Origin of the sequence: Pseudomonas cremoricolorata DSM 17059 = NBRC 16634 (genome assembly GCF_000425745.1) — a bacterium.
Lineage (GTDB): Bacteria > Pseudomonadota > Gammaproteobacteria > Pseudomonadales > Pseudomonadaceae > Aquipseudomonas > Aquipseudomonas cremoricolorata.
This window is the reverse complement of record NZ_KE384442.1, coordinates 288,384-302,943: the sequence shown is the minus strand read 5'-3', so window position 1 is coordinate 302,943 and position 14,560 is coordinate 288,384. Positions and strand designations below refer to the sequence as shown.

The window sequence follows — 14,560 nt, the reverse complement described above, 5'->3', positions numbered from 1 at the left end:
GAGGCTGTCCAGTGTCACTCTGACCTTGCGAGGTATCCGATAATCATCAACCCTGCCCTAGATTCGCCTCACTCATGTCCAGCTCGCCCAGTACCTTGCGCACCACGTCATCCCCGACCAGGTGCTTACGATGGAGGCTATAGAGCTCCAAGCGCTGCGCCCGCAACGCCGTCAACCTCAGGCGGCGCTCAAGCTGATCCATTTGTTGAGCCAAGGCGCGCGCCTCTGCAGTGTCGTTGTAGCTCTCCAGCTCTTCCCGGTATTCAGCCATCAAGCGCCCTTTCAGCTCTGCAGCCATGGCAGCCTGAGCGGCATCTGGGGCTGCGCCTGGCACAGCTACGTCTTCTGCCTCCAATGCGTGGATGGCAGCTTCAGCAGTGAGTTTCCAAGTTTCCTGCACTTCCTGCTCCAGGGCCTCATCCGGGCCTCTGTCTACCCCACGGAGCAACCAAGGCAGCGCACTGCAGGCCGAGACCAGCGACATCAGGATCACGCCAGCAGCGATGAAAATCAGCAGATCGCGCTCGGGGAATGACGCGCCAGGAGAAATGAGCAGCGGTACCGACATAACGCCCGCCAGGGTTACGGCCCCACGCACACCACCCAAAGTCAGTAGCCAGCAAGAACGCGCTGTTGGTAACAACGCCAGTTCGGGCTTCCCGCTCCAGCGACGGATCTTACCGACACCCCGCCAGGTGCTTTGCACCCAAACGAAGCGCAGCAATACCAGCACCGCAAATATCGCGATTACGTCCAGGCAGCGATATGCAAGCGTGGGCCACAGCGATGATTCGTGGCTGACCACGGCCTTGATGATGTCGGGCAATTGCAAGCCCAACAGTAAAAATATGAGCCCGTTAAAAGCAAATTCGAGAAGTGACCAAACGCTACGGTTGAGCAACCGGGTGCTGGTCTGTCTTGGCAATAGATCGAGCCAGCTCTGCATCATGCCGGCAGCCACTGCCGAGAGAATGCCCGAAACACCCAAGCGCTCAGCCAGCACATAGGCGGCGAATGGCAGCAGAAGCATGAACACCACGTGGGTCGCCGGGTCATCCCATCCACGGGCAATCATCCACATACGCAGGCGCCCAAGCAGCCAGCTCAGTGCGACGCCCACCGCCAGGCCGCCCAACGCGACAAGGAAGAACGTGATACTTGCATCGGTAAGGGAGAACACGCCGGTAATGGCTGCGGCTAAGGCGAACTTGAAGGTTACCAGGCCCGACGCATCATTGAGGAGCGCTTCGCCCTGCAGCATATGCATCAAGGGCTTGGGCAGCCTGCCTTGAGTAATAGCCGATACGGCCACCGCATCTGTGGGTGAGAGCACAGCTGCCAGGGCGAACACCACTGGCAAAGGGATAGTTGGAAGGATCCAGTGAATGAAGTAGCCCGCCCCGATTACGGTGAACAACACCAATCCCACGGCGAGGGTCAGAACGGGGCCCCGCAACCGCCAGAGCTCACGTTTCGGCATTCGCCAGCCATCGACGAAAAGGAGCGGAGGTAGGAATAAAAAAAGGAAAAGTTCTGGGTTGAGGGCGACATGTAGGCCCAGATTAGGCCAAGCCAGCAGAGCACCTGCCCCGATCTGCACCAGTGGCAACGGAATGGGGAGCAGCCGACCAGCTAGCTTTGAGACGCTCACGAGCGTCAGCAGGATTAGGACGGTGTAGGCTGACTGCATACGGCATTTTCCTCTGAATCCAGTACAACTCGGCGAGATCGAATAGGTCGGATCGCCATTTGAAACAATATGTTAAGTCGGATGCCCCGGCTTGGCCGCTGCACCATGGTCGCAGCTGCAATCGGGATCTGTAACCATTTATTGCAGAGCTGCTCTGTGCTGGTGATGTGTGCTTTGGTCTCAAGCGAATCCAGATACGAAAGCGTAGGCCTAACTGCACCGCCAGCACGTAAGCTGAGGAAGAAAGTGACGCGGCTGAGGCTACTCCTGAGCAGCGACCTTCGGCTTGGGTCACCAACAGCTCTATCATAGGGCTGACAGCCACCTATGCGCCTTGAGTTTCCAGATCGTTCCAAGGATGAGAAATTGCACCTGGCTTGACCAAGCGTTTTCATCCCACTTGACCACCTGTTTGCATTCGACTTGACCAGCCATTTGCATCGGATTTGACCAGCGCACGGGTACGCCTTGACCGGCAGGTAAGGTGGCCGATAAGGAACACGTGTGGCGCTACCGCGCACTCCAAGAGCACGAGGTCATCATCGTCTTGATGCTGATCAGCGACTTCCAACCGGTAGCAGGCAAAGGCAAAAAACCTTTGCGCGCGAACTGGGTGCGCTTCTGGTTCGAGTCGCGAGCCCAGACATTCTCTGAGTTCTGGAATCTGTCTAACGACCAGAAAGTCATCATTCGCGTGGAGTACGAAGTGCCGGAGGGTCGTCGAGCACTGAAGCCCGATTACGCCTGCGCCTTTGAGGAAATCGACGTTAGCACCAACTACCTTTTGGATCGGCAAGAGGGTGATGATGCGGTTCATGCCTTTGTCGAGAGCATGGTGCTAAAGGCTTTCAGATTGTAATGGGCTACCAAGCACTTCCAGCCGCGAGCTGCTTGCGAACGGCTCCGTAAATAAAGCCTCCAGCTCGCAAGCACAGGCCGATTCAAGATTTCGTCTGCTTCCTGCCCTTGGTGACTGACCAAGCATCAGCAAGCCCTGAGCCGCCTCTCATGGCTTCTGTGCAAACCGGCAGTACGCGTCGAAGTCCTCCAGTGGATAGATATGAAAGCTGGCGATCGTATTCTCGTACCTCACCAGCTCCAAGAGCCCGTTCCTGATCATGATGTGAACCGGGGGTAAAGAAACCGCCTGGCCAAATACGTTGATGTCTTTCTGCTCCGAGGCGTCGAATTCTTTGAAGCGATATCGCTGGTTTTGGAACTGGCTGGCCTCGTCTTCACCCATTCTCGTCGCGCTTCGAATAGGGAATTTGATGCTCTCCAGCGGCTTGTAGAACCCATCAATGGCATAAACGCTGTCTTTCAGCTCAACGTAGTCTTCATCTGTGAGACCAGAGGTCAGGTCAACATTGATCGATATACCCAGAAACTCCGTGAGGCGCCTCGCCCACTGTAAATAGGTCATCAAAGTCGTCAGTCGCTTGAAGCCTTCAGGCCGCAAATTGATCGACATGACGTAAAGTCGCTCACCATCGAGCTCAACTATGAGGGAGACCTTCCATCCGTTGAGCGCAGCTTCAGCAAATTGCGCGATTTTCGAGAACCAGGGCAGTTGGTTGACCGGGCGCGACTGCCAGCATTCAACGCTGATGTTGAAGTTCACATTGGAAACCGCGCCCCCATCGTCGACCTCGGCAACGAGCTTGAGCATCCCTGCCATGGATTCCCCCCTGAGGCGGAACGACTTGGTGCCCCACACGATTTCTCCAGGCATATCGTCCAACACCAGCGGTTCTAGGGTGTCCGGATCCGTCAGAATGATCTTCTGAATCACACGGGTAGGAGGGCGAAAAAACTGCATCTTTCCCCCCGCGCCTTTGGTCATGTCCACGATCGCGTCGAACAGTGGCGATCCCTGGATGGCGACGTTGGTCATGTCCAGCTCTAGGCTTTGGCCATGCTCAAACAGCGCGTTGAAACCTGTAGCAGCCACTGGGGCATCTTTTCCCCCTACCGTCATAGCAAGCTGCACGTTTTCCTTCGCATTCACTTGGAAGACGGTACCGTGATGAGGATCGTACTTGGTGATGACATCGAAGCGAGGATCAGTCTGTGACAGGACTTGTGCAGTCGCTGTATGGGCATTCTGAATCGCAGTGGGCAAGAAGCTTTTTGGCAATCCCGTCAGAGTCATGGCCAAGAGATCGGGTGCGTCTTGAGCTGAGGGCTGGCGTTTGCCGAGCTCGGCCTTAGCAGTGGCTTCGGCTTGTTTCTTCCACGCTTTGAGCAACTCGACCGTGTAGGTGTTGACGTCCCGGTCGATTTCATCTGCATGATTCGCGCAGAGCCAAATGCCATTTGAAAAGGCTTTCCTCTCGTTACTGGTCATGCCAGCGTCGAACCGGGCACCGCCAGGCGAGGCGGCACATATGTGCGCCGCTTTACCGACATTGGTCACCCCCTCCTCATCCTGTGGGGCTGATGTGGCGACTCTGCAGCTCGGGTTCGAGCACCGATGTGCGACCCTATCTCGAAGCTTTTTGATGGTGCTCAATTTGAAGTCATCGCGCGCCATAGGATCTCGCCACCTCTGAAGTCAAAAAGGTTGGAACAGTTTACAGCTCTTAGATGGGAACAGGCTTAGCCTGGTTTGGCTCCGACACCAGCATCTCATCTACTGTGTCAGAACTCGAAAACAGGCTCGGGTTTTCTCTTTGGCTTATCTTCCGACAATGGCTCATCAATCGTTTCGTATGCCACGCAGCGCACGTCATGGTAGACAAGACTGTCAGCTACGTACTCAATGCAAGACCCGCTGAATGGCTTGGCTCCCATCACTCCCATTGCGCCATCCACACTCCAGAACGTTGGCGTTGGTGCACATGCCACATGGGAGAAAAGAACGATGTTGTTGCCCATCGGTGCCTGAACAGATTTGAAAATGAGACCGTCGATGCGAGGTTTGCAGTGCGTGGCGAGGTATTCGGCGACGGCTTGTGATGTCAGGTAGTTGCGCTCGGAGCCTGGAAGCACCGGGACTGTGATCAGGTTATGAAGGTATTTCAGGAATTGACGACGGCCACGCTTTTCGAAGTAGTTGGACTCGAAAAAACTAGGCTCTGGCCCTAGGTCAGCGCTCTCGAACCGGCCAAAATCCAAAACCTTGATCGAGCCGGTCAGTTTGAACTCACCACTGACAACTGTACCACCCACTGGAGGGCGTAACTCAGCAACGCAGGTTTTGCGCTCAAACGCGCCATAGAAAGCCGGCACGCCGGCAGGGTTCATCCGCCCTTCACCCGCGACTTCCTTGGGCGGCGCCGATAGATTGCACGCGGGGTCAGCACTGATCTTGCTGACGTCTCCGGCGGTTGCGCATGAACGGGCGCGATAGATCGAAGGGGCTTCTTCCGGCGACAGAATCCGCACCACAGCATGGTCGCTTGATGAGGCGGAATACTTCGCCAGATCCTTGAACAGCCAGTCCAGGAACGATTTCGCGCTTTCATTGAAGAAGCGGTTCCCGTGTGCCAGTCCCTCTTGGAATTCGCCCCACTGGTATCTGAAGTCGCTAGGCAAATAGGGCAAGTGAGCGTAGTTCACGTCGTCGCTGTATTGGGTCAGGTTTCGGCAGACGAGCTCTACGACAGGGTCGATATTGTCACAACCGAAAATTTCGCCCACCCAGACGTCGATCAGCTCCCCGTACTGACGCTGGAACGAGCCGTGAGCATCGTTCCACGTGAAATGGTGCTCCCCTGGGCAGACATAGGCCTCAAGAATTTTTTCTACGCGACTCACTAGATTCGGTAGCGAGATCGACTTGCGTTTGGTTTCACAGAGACAGCATGTAACAGATATGCCGTTGCGTTGAATCTGCCGAGCCAGGAAAGGATCCGTGGCGCATTTGAAGCACACGTATTGCTCGGCTGTCATGGCGGTTCTGTCATCCTTCTGCATAATGGTGGCAAAGTACAATTGCGCGGAGGCCGATGATGATCGCTGATCGCCTTCGGCAAACCAACACCTCGTTCGCCACTCATGACCGATGATTGCGTGGCCGCGATCACCACTCCCCTACACGTCAGAGGACACGCCGTGAGCTCGATCAAGGACTATTTTTTCGAGGTTCAACAGGAAGCCTTTATTGAATGGGGTCGCCAGATATACGGATTTGAGATCGACCCGGACGAAGAACCAGAGCTATGGGAAAAGCTGGCAGCCGAATATTCAGACATGCTCGACGCCAAAGCCGAGATCCAATGGCTGAATCGTCACTCTCACCAGGAATTCTTCAAAGAATTCGAAACTGAGCTGGCGGCCACGGCTAGCCTGTTGGCTGCTGCAACCCAAACTCCCAACGCCAATACTGTCTTCAAGCTCGTCTATGCGCATACCGTTACTCTCATGGAAGCGCTGATTAGCTCGGTGGTACGCAAGCTTGTCGTAAGCGATGAAAACCTGCTGAGGTCACTGGCTGCAGGCTACAAAAAGGTGAACGTTGTCTCCGTGTCTCTGAAGGAGATCGCTGAAAACCCGAAGGTGGTGGAAACCATCGTCCTTAGAATTTTGGCCGAGCAAACCTTTCACAACGTCGCCACCATCAAGGAGGTCTTGGGCGTGATGTTTGGCGATCACATGAAAGACCTAGACCTGGCGGGAGTTGGCCGTATTTGTAGCAAGCGACATGACATCGTCCATCGCAATGGCAAGACGGTCGATGACAAGCCTATCGAGCTATCACCAGCAGAGGTGGATCAGGCCATCGACACCGTAAGTGAGTTTGCATTGGATGTCAGGCGCAGGATTGAGGCCGCGCTCAGAGAAGCTGACCCCGTACCTTTTTGACGAGACCTCCACGACCACTTCCCCTTGCGCCGTCGACTCGGGTGGGTGATAGCAAGTGTAAGAGGTTCGGTGGCGAGGCCCAGCCGCAATCAAGATGCTGAGGGTACATACCCCCTGTAAGGACGCAGCATGTACACCCACGAAATGGCACAGCCTACCGACACGATGCTTCTGACCGAAATCCTCGACATGGAAACGGGTCTGAATATCGACCCCCAGGTGTTCCTGCGCCGGGAGTTGAGCCTGGTCATGAAAGACCGAGCCGAATTGATGGGTCTCTCGCAGCTAGCGAAGACTTGGAGGTCGGAAAAGGGCATGGCCCGCTACATCATTTCTACCGACTTTGATGGCCAGGCGAACAAGCCTGAATTTACGAGTTCCGGCGGGGCGTCGGTCAATCGATCGGCGTCCTGGTCAGAACCTGTCGTATCCGTAGGCTCGATTTGTTAAGCGCCCAAACCATGCTCCAAACGCGCCAGTAACTCCAATGCATCCTCAACGGTCGCATCCACCGGCCTTTTGTCGGCTAAAGCGTGTGCTTTGGTCATCAGCCAATGCATTGCAAGCGCTTCGTTACCGAACACTCGAATTGCGGCCTCTAGAAGGACAGGATCAATTTTTTTTTCCATTTGTACACCTTGACGGAGCAGCGCCTGGCTCGCTGGGTTCCATGTATGCCGGCTGCCAGAAAACCGCGAGAGGACTGGGAGCCCCAAATGCGCCATTTGCGGATCGACTGGTCAGCGAGCCTGAGCTGACCAACTTTGGCAAGAGATGCGTGCCCGAGTAGCTATCGGGCACATCAGTCCTCGACGGGCTTATGTCCCGTGGCACTTTTTAAACTTCCGCCCTGACCCACACGGACACTGCTCGTTGCGACCTACTGCCCCCACCTGGGAACGGAACGCCACACGCCTGCTTTCACTGATGATGCTGCCAATCAGTAGAGTTTGGCCATGCAGCTCCTGCTTCTGCCAATCTTCCACACCTTCCAGGTAGGGGTCTAGCCGCCTGATTTCAGAGATTGCACCTTGGTGATCACCACACCGAGCCAGTATCACCGCATACTGACTTCTGACCTGAACCAGCCTTCCGATAAGACCTGCCCCAGTAACGACCGGCAGGACATGCTGTTCCATGACCTCCTTTGCACCCACGAAGTCTTTGATCCCCACAAACTCATCGGCCAGGTCTTGCCCGACCCGCACAATCGACTCGTACCCCTCCACCATTCCATAAAATTTCATGGCATGGATACGTTGCAAGGGCGCTTTCAATCCCTGGCCTTCGCGAGCTTTGGCGTACACTTCCAGGGCGTCCGCAAGGTGCTTGATGTGTTCATGGACATTTGGTGGTCGCTTGATGACCTCCCACAGGACATCCGAATTTTTGCCCATCACAGCTTTAGGCGTCAGCCCCAAGATCTCGAAGTATTCATTGACCACTTTCTCGCACATCGCTTCAGCGGCTTTGTGGCGCTTCAATTTCCACAGTGCGACTGCGTGGTTGTAATCGAATACTCGGCGGTAGTCGGGGTCAGGGATTTTCGGGGTGGCGTACGCTACCGCCTGTTCAACCTCGTCCGCACGGCCCTGGTCGGACGACAGCAGCACTTTTCGCATCGCCCATGCGATCTGCTCGCGGGCCTCGAATCCGTGAGTATCAAGAAGCTGCTGCATCATCGAGAGAGGTTCAGCCGCCTCGTCAAAGCGCCCTTCTCGCATGTAGGAAAACACAAGGGCATCAAGCGCCCAGAACGCCTCATGTGGGTTGAGTTCGTCCGCATCAAGTGCCCGCTTCAAGCTGGAGGTGATGTCGACCGATATCCCCATCTCGTAAAACAGTTCCTCGCCTGCGAGGCCGATCAGGGTCATCACATCGTGGAGCCTGATGAAAACACGCGTGAGTAGCGAAAACCGCGAAACATCACGACTCTTTTCCAGGCTTCGGATCAGCAGCTCCTTCAGCGCTACCAATGCCTCAGTAATCACGGGCTCGCCCATGAGCTCCAGGTGACGTAGGCCTAAAGTACGGACAGCGTCATGGACTTTGAGTGTCTTGGCGCCAAACACCTCAACTGTCCCTGTCGCCTGGATTTTTTTGATGGCCGCTGCTGCGCCGCCTTGGGACAGCTTGAGCGTAGCCGATAGCAAACGGACGACTTCCTCATGCGTGAGCCCTGTATCTGCAAGGCTGACAATGGCTAACGTGTTCTGGGTAACCTCATCGAAACCATCGTAAACGCGAGCCAGGATGACCTCCTGGGCCGTTTCCACTACGTTCGATTGCTGGCCGAGATCGACACAAAGCGCTTCGATGTCGCCGCCATATTCCGACATGGCAACCGCAACGGCGCTGTCAACGTATAGCGGCAACCCACCGGAATATGTTCGGAGCTCCTCAAATGCCTGAGCACTGCCGAACGCGCCGGCGTCACTAGCCACCCGCGCCACGGTATCCAGATCCCACCCGAGAAGCGTCTCACGCCGCAACGTCATGACCGCTTCAAGTTCACGGACGTTTTCATGAGGCTGGCACAGAAGAGTGAAACGGATGTGGCGCGTCGCGTTCAGCAAATCTCGCAGGTGGGCGACTGGAACGCGGTGTGCGTTGTCGATCACAACCACCAAGGGCGCCTGAGCCTGCTCCAAAAATCGGTCGAATGCCCGAATGGCTTCGTAACCGCTAGCACCAGGCAACAGAATCTTCCGAATACCTTCGGGGTCTTTTTGGGAGTACTTGGAGGCAAGCTCGCGCACAATCGAGCTCGCAATCGCGGGCCCTGGGAGGTCACCAACGTCGTAGTAGGCACATGGTTCAGGGCTATGCAGAGCCGCGTAGGCTGCCCAAGTCGTTTTCCCGGCACCGGACAAACCGCAAATGATCCGTACCCGCTCCGCCGATACGAGTACAGGTTCGTTCTGTTGAGGCCTATAGGAGGCAGGCGGCGTAGGAAAATCTTGCAGCTGCACGATCAGTTGCTCGAACAAGCCCGGCAAGTCCGAAGTGCGGAATACGTGCTTGGCGTTTCCGTTGCCGCCTGCGGACGCCAGCATCACCAACCCCGCCATTTTCCAAGTCAGCGCGGAAGGTGAGAGAAGAGAGAACTGCAGCTTTTCAGCCAGGTCTACGCACCACTGGGCCGCCTCCTCCAATTTCACCCACGCAGGCGGAAGGTATTCGGGGGGCGGGGCCTTCGATCCGGGATAGATATAGGTCAGATCCGAGGGCGTCGTTTTCTCGTCTACCTCCGCCTGAAGCGTTCTGCCGAGTGGCTGGTTCGCAACGATCACGAACTCTGGATTCCCAGAACGCCCCTCAGGCCCATGCGACTGCCGAATCTGCTCGAAGCGCTCCAATGCGCCTGCAACGTCGCCAGGCATCAGCGGCTGAGAACGTGTTTTGACCTGGATATAGACTTTCCCGGCATCAGTGCTGAGTTCGATATCTTCATCCAGTTCGACCAACACCTCTTTGACACCCGCAGCCTGCGCCAAAAACAAGCAGCCCACACCATACAGGTGCTGATACAGGAAACCCCTGTGCAGAGACTCGATGCGCTTAAGCTGGGCGGGGTCAAGCACGTCTACGGTATTGAGTTGGTCGTCAGATTGCATAGAGTTTCCACTTCACTCTGGCAGAAGGTTTTTGTGCTCAGGCAGAACCGAGCGCCGGTGACGGTGCATCATTCTGTGGTGATCGAGACAAAAGATCGAGCAGAAGCGCTACCGATGGTGGTTGGGAATAGGCCGCCATTTACGCCGCTCAGTCCACGAGTCAATCCCATGACGACGGCAATCAAGGTGGGTCACTGGCGGTGGGCGCAATGTGAGCCCATAAAAGCTCCGGGCCAGCCATGGCACCAGAGTTCCTGCGGGCAGCGCCGCTGCTGGATTCTGCCATCGACGAAAAGGAATTTTTGGCTTCGAGGTTCGGTTTCAAAATTCCGTCACGTTGCGAAGCTGACTCGCACCTGATCGACTATAGTTTCCGGGCAAACGACGGCCTTTTCCTACAACGTGAATATCCAGGTGTTCCTTGACACTGATTCGCCCGTTGATCAAAAATGATCAAAGAATCGCTACAGCTCCGTTCGTTTCGGATGGAGTTTCAACGCTGAACAAGGAGGTATAATGTCGAACGTCTCGATTGCGCTGATCAAAGAAAGCAACAAAATGCTTTCCGCGTCTGCAAAGAAGGCCGTTGCTGCTCGTTCCTCGAAGCTGTCATCTGACACGATCAACAACATGATGAAAAAGGCGTTCAATCGCCTGTCACGCTGACCACGGATCGTCGCCTCTTGAGCCACCATCAAACCAGCGCCCTAGGCGACGCCCCTCAACGGTCAATCACCCAAGACGCCGATTACGGTCACACGCCTCACCAGGCGCCTGAACCCGAGTCGGCGTCCTTGCGTTCAGAGATCCCTTTCGACGTCTTCCGCAAGCTCGTCGAGTCACCGGACGACTTCCTGGGATTGCTCGCCTACTCACTCTACAAACGCCACAAGATTGAGTGGATCGAAGCGCACCCAGATGACGATCATGAGGCTTTTAAGAAGGTCGCGTGCACGCCACAGCAGCTGGGGATGTACCGTTACCAGGCCGAGCAGATGGCTAAAAGCTTCATCGACGTCTCGCTTGATCAGTTGGAAGCTGAGATGCGTAGCTCAATCATGGAGGGCGAGGTGATCAGCAAGATCCAAGATTTGGATGATGCCCTTCATACGAAAGCCTCCACGCTGGAAACAATTGTCACCAGCAAGGTTGACGGGTTGAAATGGAAATTCTGGCCTGCTTTTGGCAATCACATGCTCAGTGGCCTAGCCTCTGTCATCGTCGCACTGCTGATTTTCGGCTGCTTCTCGCTGTACAACATGTACCAGCAGCAGGGAGGCCTGGAGGGCATGGCCAAGCAAGCGTCTAACCAGGCAAACCAGCAGCCTGCAAATCTTTCTACTACTCCATCGCTGACACAATCGCCCCAAGGCTGAAGCAGTCGCTCGGCGCCATTACGCACCCGCCGCGCCTCACTAGCTAGGTTTAGCAACCTGTGGTGGGTCGCAACATCACCAGGCGTCAACGAAGTTGAATTCGAAGGTGCTCAAGGCATCTGGGAATGCCTGCTACGTCTCCGGCCCCGGGGCGTTCACGGTCGAGGGCGGCAAGTCAATCTTTGCTGCCGTAAAACGGGTTCGACCAGTTTCTGACCTCTTCGCACACCTTTTCATAATGAGCGCCATGGATAGGGTTTTGAAGGGCTTGATCCCACGTTACGAAATCACCATCAGAGATAACCGACATAATCTCAAAACACTGCTTCATCGCCTCTGAAACGACGAAGTAAGCCTGGCTGGGTTCGAGCCCATTTATTCCATGCTCCAGCGCTGTGCTCTGAATCGCACGAAGCCTGAAGGCATGGCCAGGATAGAAGTTCTCCTGGTGCGATTCACCCATGGGGATGGCTACGCTGAAGCCCCAGAATGTTGCTGATATCGAAATGAGCGCGAAAGTGAAGCACGCGTGGGTAATCCCAATGTGTCTCTGAGGATGGTAGTGCGCTTCGTCGGCAAAGAGCCTCTGCTTCAGCTCATCCATCAGGAACTGCATCGCGTAGGTATCGGCGATGACCTCTCTCGCGTGCCGCTCCAGCCGGTCTCGATCGGCTGCCGACTCAGCTTCCAGTGGTGCGCCTCGCTCCATCCGGCGAACCGCGTGGAGGTTATGAAAATGACCGATTTCATGCAGAACGATGAAACAGAAGATAGCGAACGTAAATGTTTCGAAGGTTGCCCGGTATTCAGGATCGTGTAACCACCAATAGTCCGGGCTCTCCCAGTCGAAGACGCCATCTTTAAGCCAGACCTTGACGTTGTTACGCCAGGGCAAAGGCGCAGCCTGGTAGGTTGAAGGTATGGGCCTGGCATGAACGGTCACTAAGGACGCCAGCTTGAATATCAAATCAAGCATACCCTTCCATACCATCACTACCTTGAGCTCTGAATCCGCACCGGCTTGGCACCTCACCCCATCGACAAAGTAGAGACGCACTTTATCGCCTGGCAGTGAAGCGCACATTTTTCTGCCCTGGCGCAGAAGCAGGTCATACATCTCACCATCTGGGTCTTCAGCATACATCTGCAGAAACCCCTCGCCTGTCTTGAAGTGCTTCTCAGCTATCCGACGTTCAATATCTTCCATTTCGTCCCTGGCGTATTCATGAGTGACAGAGCCCAACGGTAAGCGCCGACTGCCTGTATGCCACAACCCACAGACATCACGCTACCCGCCAAACACAACGCTTAGGTTATCAGCCGACTACCAGCGATCCCGCCCGTCAAAAATTACGCAAGCTGCTTTTTCTTGACCGCAAAAATCGTCAGACGGTTGAGGTCTTCGATCTCAAGCCTGTAGCTTTTCTTGGTCTCAGAAAGCACCAGGCGACCCAGACCGAACACGCGGAAATAGTCAGCGTCATCTTCGGCGAGGATGTCGTTAAAGAAGCCTCGGAACCGGTAAGCATCCATTTCCTGCTTGGTGACCTTCAGGTAAACGCCCTTCCCATCGACACGATCGATGAACCAAAACATGAACCCACTACCCTTGCGGGGTTCCAGCCGAGCCCCGCCATGGATAACCCTATTAGGTGAGTCGGGTGCCGCTTTCGATATGCTTGGAAAGTAGGAGATAAGCTGCATCTCCCCTTCACCGGTAACCTTCAGCTGCAGGCCAAAGAACTCGGTGCTCGGAAGATCCTTGTGCGCATTGCGATAGTACTCGACGAGTCGCTCGAAACTGCTAGTGCGGTTTCTGGTTGAGAAGGAACTGCCTTTCGCAACACCACTGCTGCCTTGGCCACGACCATGGGCTGACTTTGATCCAGCACTCCCTGACACCCCATCTCCATCCTTCGGTTTGACGGCGGTGGGATCGAACTCATCAATGAAATCATGGAGCTTACGTTTGGCCTCTCGATCCTTATAGGCAGCCTCTCCACTCTGTTCTTGATCGCTTACGGCGGGTTCCTCATCCTGCCAGTGGCAACCAGGCGCATGACCCACACCGGGGTCGCGAAAATGCGCTGCCCGATAGGTATCCTGTGGCAAGCTTGCATAGTTCACTGCCGTGATCGTGGGCCGCTTGGTCAACGCCATGCAATCCGCGTAGGAACACTGAAACGTAAAGCGAGCTCTGGGCTCAGGCTGCGAGAAGTAGGCCCTGCGTGCATCTGTAATGGAAACGACTTCCCCAAGCTCTACGCAGTAAGCTTCCGAGACTTGAATCTTTGCGGGCATTCCCTGACGTCCTATCTTGATGGCGAAGCCCTAACTCGCCCAAGGTAATTTCGCCTTAGTGCCAGGCCTCACAGGAGGTACGTTTATAATCGGGATTGAACCGGCCTGTAAACCGGCAAAAGGCCCAAGATAGACAGGCTAGGACAGCTCTATCTTGTGGGGAAAGGAGCAATGATCTTCACAAGATTACTCCGTCGATGGATCGCGTTGCTGTGCCTTACACCATGCTTCAAAGGCTGATGCAATTTTGATACGTCATCAACCGATCAATCAGGCGCTTGACGTCCAGCGCTTGTACCGCTCCCTGGTCTAGGTCTGAACAAAGCTTGAGCGTCGAGCTTCGCTGCTCCTCTAGACCAGGAAGCCGCTGGTTTACTTGACCAACCACGATTCAACTTGTTCAGCGCCGTATTTGACCTTCCACGCCTTAAGAAGCTTGTGATTGCCTCCCTTGGTTTCAACGATGGTGCCGTCGTGCGGGTTTTTGTACTGCTTCAACTGACGGGCTCGACGTTGGTTCCTTTCGTGGACACCAGGCGTGGCCGCACGCTGCCCGGACTGGGGATCAAGAATGTTGATGATGTCGCGCAGGCTGAATCCATAGTGGCTCAACAAGTCACGGAGCTTTTTCTCGAACTCGATTTCTTTCTGCAGCTCCGATGAGCCCTTCAAGGTTTCCAATTCAGCCAATTGGGCAGCCAATTTTTGTTCAAGAGCGCGAAACTCAGCTAAACGGGACATCGATGACTCCTCAAAAAACCAGACGGTGG

At 55.2% G+C, this 14,560-nt stretch carries 14 protein-coding genes; 6 read left to right on the top strand and 8 right to left on the bottom strand.

Translation table 11 applies throughout. The features are described from left to right. Window positions 1-46: 46 nt before the first annotated feature. The gene (locus H618_RS0120250; protein ID WP_028696795.1) at window positions 47-1,690 is read right to left on the bottom strand and encodes a Na+/H+ antiporter; all 1,644 of its coding nucleotides are present in this window, start codon (window positions 1,688-1,690) and stop codon (window positions 47-49) included. Window positions 1,691-2,174: 484 nt separating this feature from the next. Here H618_RS0120250 and H618_RS0120245 point away from each other — a divergent pair, with 484 nt between their 5' ends. Further along, the gene (locus H618_RS0120245; RefSeq protein WP_154660699.1) at window positions 2,175-2,549 is read left to right on the top strand and encodes a hypothetical protein; all 375 of its coding nucleotides are present in this window, start codon (window positions 2,175-2,177) and stop codon (window positions 2,547-2,549) included. A gap of 147 nt (window positions 2,550-2,696) precedes the next feature. Here the strand turns inward: H618_RS0120245 and H618_RS0120240 are convergent, their stop codons facing one another. Continuing rightward, window positions 2,697-4,106 (bottom strand): hypothetical protein, encoded by a 1,410-nt coding sequence (locus H618_RS0120240; protein WP_028696793.1) that lies wholly within the window; start codon window positions 4,104-4,106, stop codon window positions 2,697-2,699. A 224-nt stretch (window positions 4,107-4,330) separates the two neighbouring features. Further along, complete coding sequence (locus H618_RS0120235; RefSeq protein WP_028696792.1) at window positions 4,331-5,608, bottom strand: RES family NAD+ phosphorylase; 1,278 nt, start codon at window positions 5,606-5,608, stop codon at window positions 4,331-4,333. A 138-nt stretch (window positions 5,609-5,746) separates the two neighbouring features. Here H618_RS0120235 and H618_RS0120230 point away from each other — a divergent pair, with 138 nt between their 5' ends. Both H618_RS0120230 and H618_RS22975 read left to right on the top strand, forming a co-directional pair. Then, on the top strand, window positions 5,747-6,496 hold the full coding sequence (locus H618_RS0120230) for a hypothetical protein (RefSeq protein ID WP_028696791.1): 750 nt from the start codon (window positions 5,747-5,749) through the stop codon (window positions 6,494-6,496). A 129-nt stretch (window positions 6,497-6,625) separates the two neighbouring features. Next, entirely contained in the window at window positions 6,626-6,946 is a 321-nt protein-coding gene (locus H618_RS22975) for a hypothetical protein (RefSeq protein WP_028696790.1), read from the top strand. Here H618_RS22975 and H618_RS22010 read toward each other — a convergent pair. Together H618_RS22010 and H618_RS0120215 are read right to left on the bottom strand one after the other, a co-directional pair. After that, a complete protein-coding gene (locus H618_RS22010) occupies window positions 6,943-7,125 on the bottom strand; it encodes an MbcA/ParS/Xre antitoxin family protein (protein WP_033727816.1) in 183 nt (60 codons plus the stop codon). The genes H618_RS22975 and H618_RS22010 overlap by 4 nt on opposite strands. A 189-nt stretch (window positions 7,126-7,314) precedes the next feature. Then, a complete protein-coding gene (locus H618_RS0120215; RefSeq protein ID WP_028696789.1) occupies window positions 7,315-10,113 on the bottom strand; it encodes an SEC-C metal-binding domain-containing protein in 2,799 nt (932 codons plus the stop codon). A gap of 239 nt (window positions 10,114-10,352) precedes the next feature. Here H618_RS0120215 and H618_RS22870 point away from each other — a divergent pair, with 239 nt between their 5' ends. From H618_RS22870 to H618_RS22145, 3 genes are all read left to right on the top strand, one after another. Continuing rightward, window positions 10,353-10,538: a hypothetical protein gene (locus H618_RS22870; RefSeq protein ID WP_154660698.1), complete on the top strand. Its 186-nt coding sequence runs from the start codon at window positions 10,353-10,355 to the stop codon at window positions 10,536-10,538. Window positions 10,539-10,629: 91 nt separating this feature from the next. Further along, the gene (locus H618_RS22865) at window positions 10,630-10,779 is read left to right on the top strand and encodes a hypothetical protein (RefSeq protein ID WP_154660697.1); all 150 of its coding nucleotides are present in this window, start codon (window positions 10,630-10,632) and stop codon (window positions 10,777-10,779) included. A gap of 17 nt (window positions 10,780-10,796) precedes the next feature. Next, the gene (locus H618_RS22145; protein WP_050577369.1) at window positions 10,797-11,489 is read left to right on the top strand and encodes a hypothetical protein; all 693 of its coding nucleotides are present in this window, start codon (window positions 10,797-10,799) and stop codon (window positions 11,487-11,489) included. Between the two features lie 175 nt (window positions 11,490-11,664). Here H618_RS22145 and H618_RS0120200 read toward each other — a convergent pair whose 3' ends face one another. The 3 genes from H618_RS0120200 to H618_RS0120190 all read right to left on the bottom strand — a co-directional run bounded on the left by H618_RS0120200 (window position 11,665) and on the right by H618_RS0120190 (window position 14,531). After that, complete coding sequence (locus H618_RS0120200) at window positions 11,665-12,696, bottom strand: hypothetical protein (RefSeq protein WP_028696788.1); 1,032 nt, start codon at window positions 12,694-12,696, stop codon at window positions 11,665-11,667. Between the two features lie 143 nt (window positions 12,697-12,839). After that, a complete protein-coding gene (locus H618_RS0120195) occupies window positions 12,840-13,649 on the bottom strand; it encodes an ATPase (RefSeq protein ID WP_245586799.1) in 810 nt (269 codons plus the stop codon). 513 nt (window positions 13,650-14,162) lie between these two features. Then, window positions 14,163-14,531 (bottom strand): histone-like nucleoid-structuring protein, MvaT/MvaU family, encoded by a 369-nt coding sequence (locus H618_RS0120190; RefSeq protein WP_028696786.1) that lies wholly within the window; start codon window positions 14,529-14,531, stop codon window positions 14,163-14,165. Window positions 14,532-14,560: the final 29 nt, after the last annotated feature.

Bases quoted from the DNA above. Each gene is read 5' to 3' on its own strand.
- H618_RS0120195 (WP_245586799.1), bottom strand. From the start codon at position 13,649: ATGGCGTTGACCAAGCGGCCCACGATCACGGCAGTGAACTATGCAAGC.
- H618_RS0120200 (WP_028696788.1), bottom strand. From the start codon at position 12,696: ATGGAAGATATTGAACGTCGGATAGCTGAGAAGCACTTCAAGACAGGC.
- H618_RS0120250 (WP_028696795.1), bottom strand. From the start codon at position 1,690: ATGCAGTCAGCCTACACCGTCCTAATCCTGCTGACGCTCGTGAGCGTC.
- H618_RS0120235 (WP_028696792.1), bottom strand. From the start codon at position 5,608: ATGCAGAAGGATGACAGAACCGCCATGACAGCCGAGCAATACGTGTGC.
- H618_RS0120215 (WP_028696789.1), bottom strand. From the start codon at position 10,113: ATGCAATCTGACGACCAACTCAATACCGTAGACGTGCTTGACCCCGCC.
- H618_RS22010 (WP_033727816.1), bottom strand. From the start codon at position 7,125: ATGGAAAAAAAAATTGATCCTGTCCTTCTAGAGGCCGCAATTCGAGTG.
- H618_RS0120190 (WP_028696786.1), bottom strand. From the start codon at position 14,531: ATGTCCCGTTTAGCTGAGTTTCGCGCTCTTGAACAAAAATTGGCTGCC.
- H618_RS22975 (WP_028696790.1), top strand. From the start codon at position 6,626: ATGTACACCCACGAAATGGCACAGCCTACCGACACGATGCTTCTGACC.
- H618_RS22865 (WP_154660697.1), top strand. From the start codon at position 10,630: ATGTCGAACGTCTCGATTGCGCTGATCAAAGAAAGCAACAAAATGCTT.
- H618_RS22870 (WP_154660698.1), top strand. From the start codon at position 10,353: ATGGCACCAGAGTTCCTGCGGGCAGCGCCGCTGCTGGATTCTGCCATC.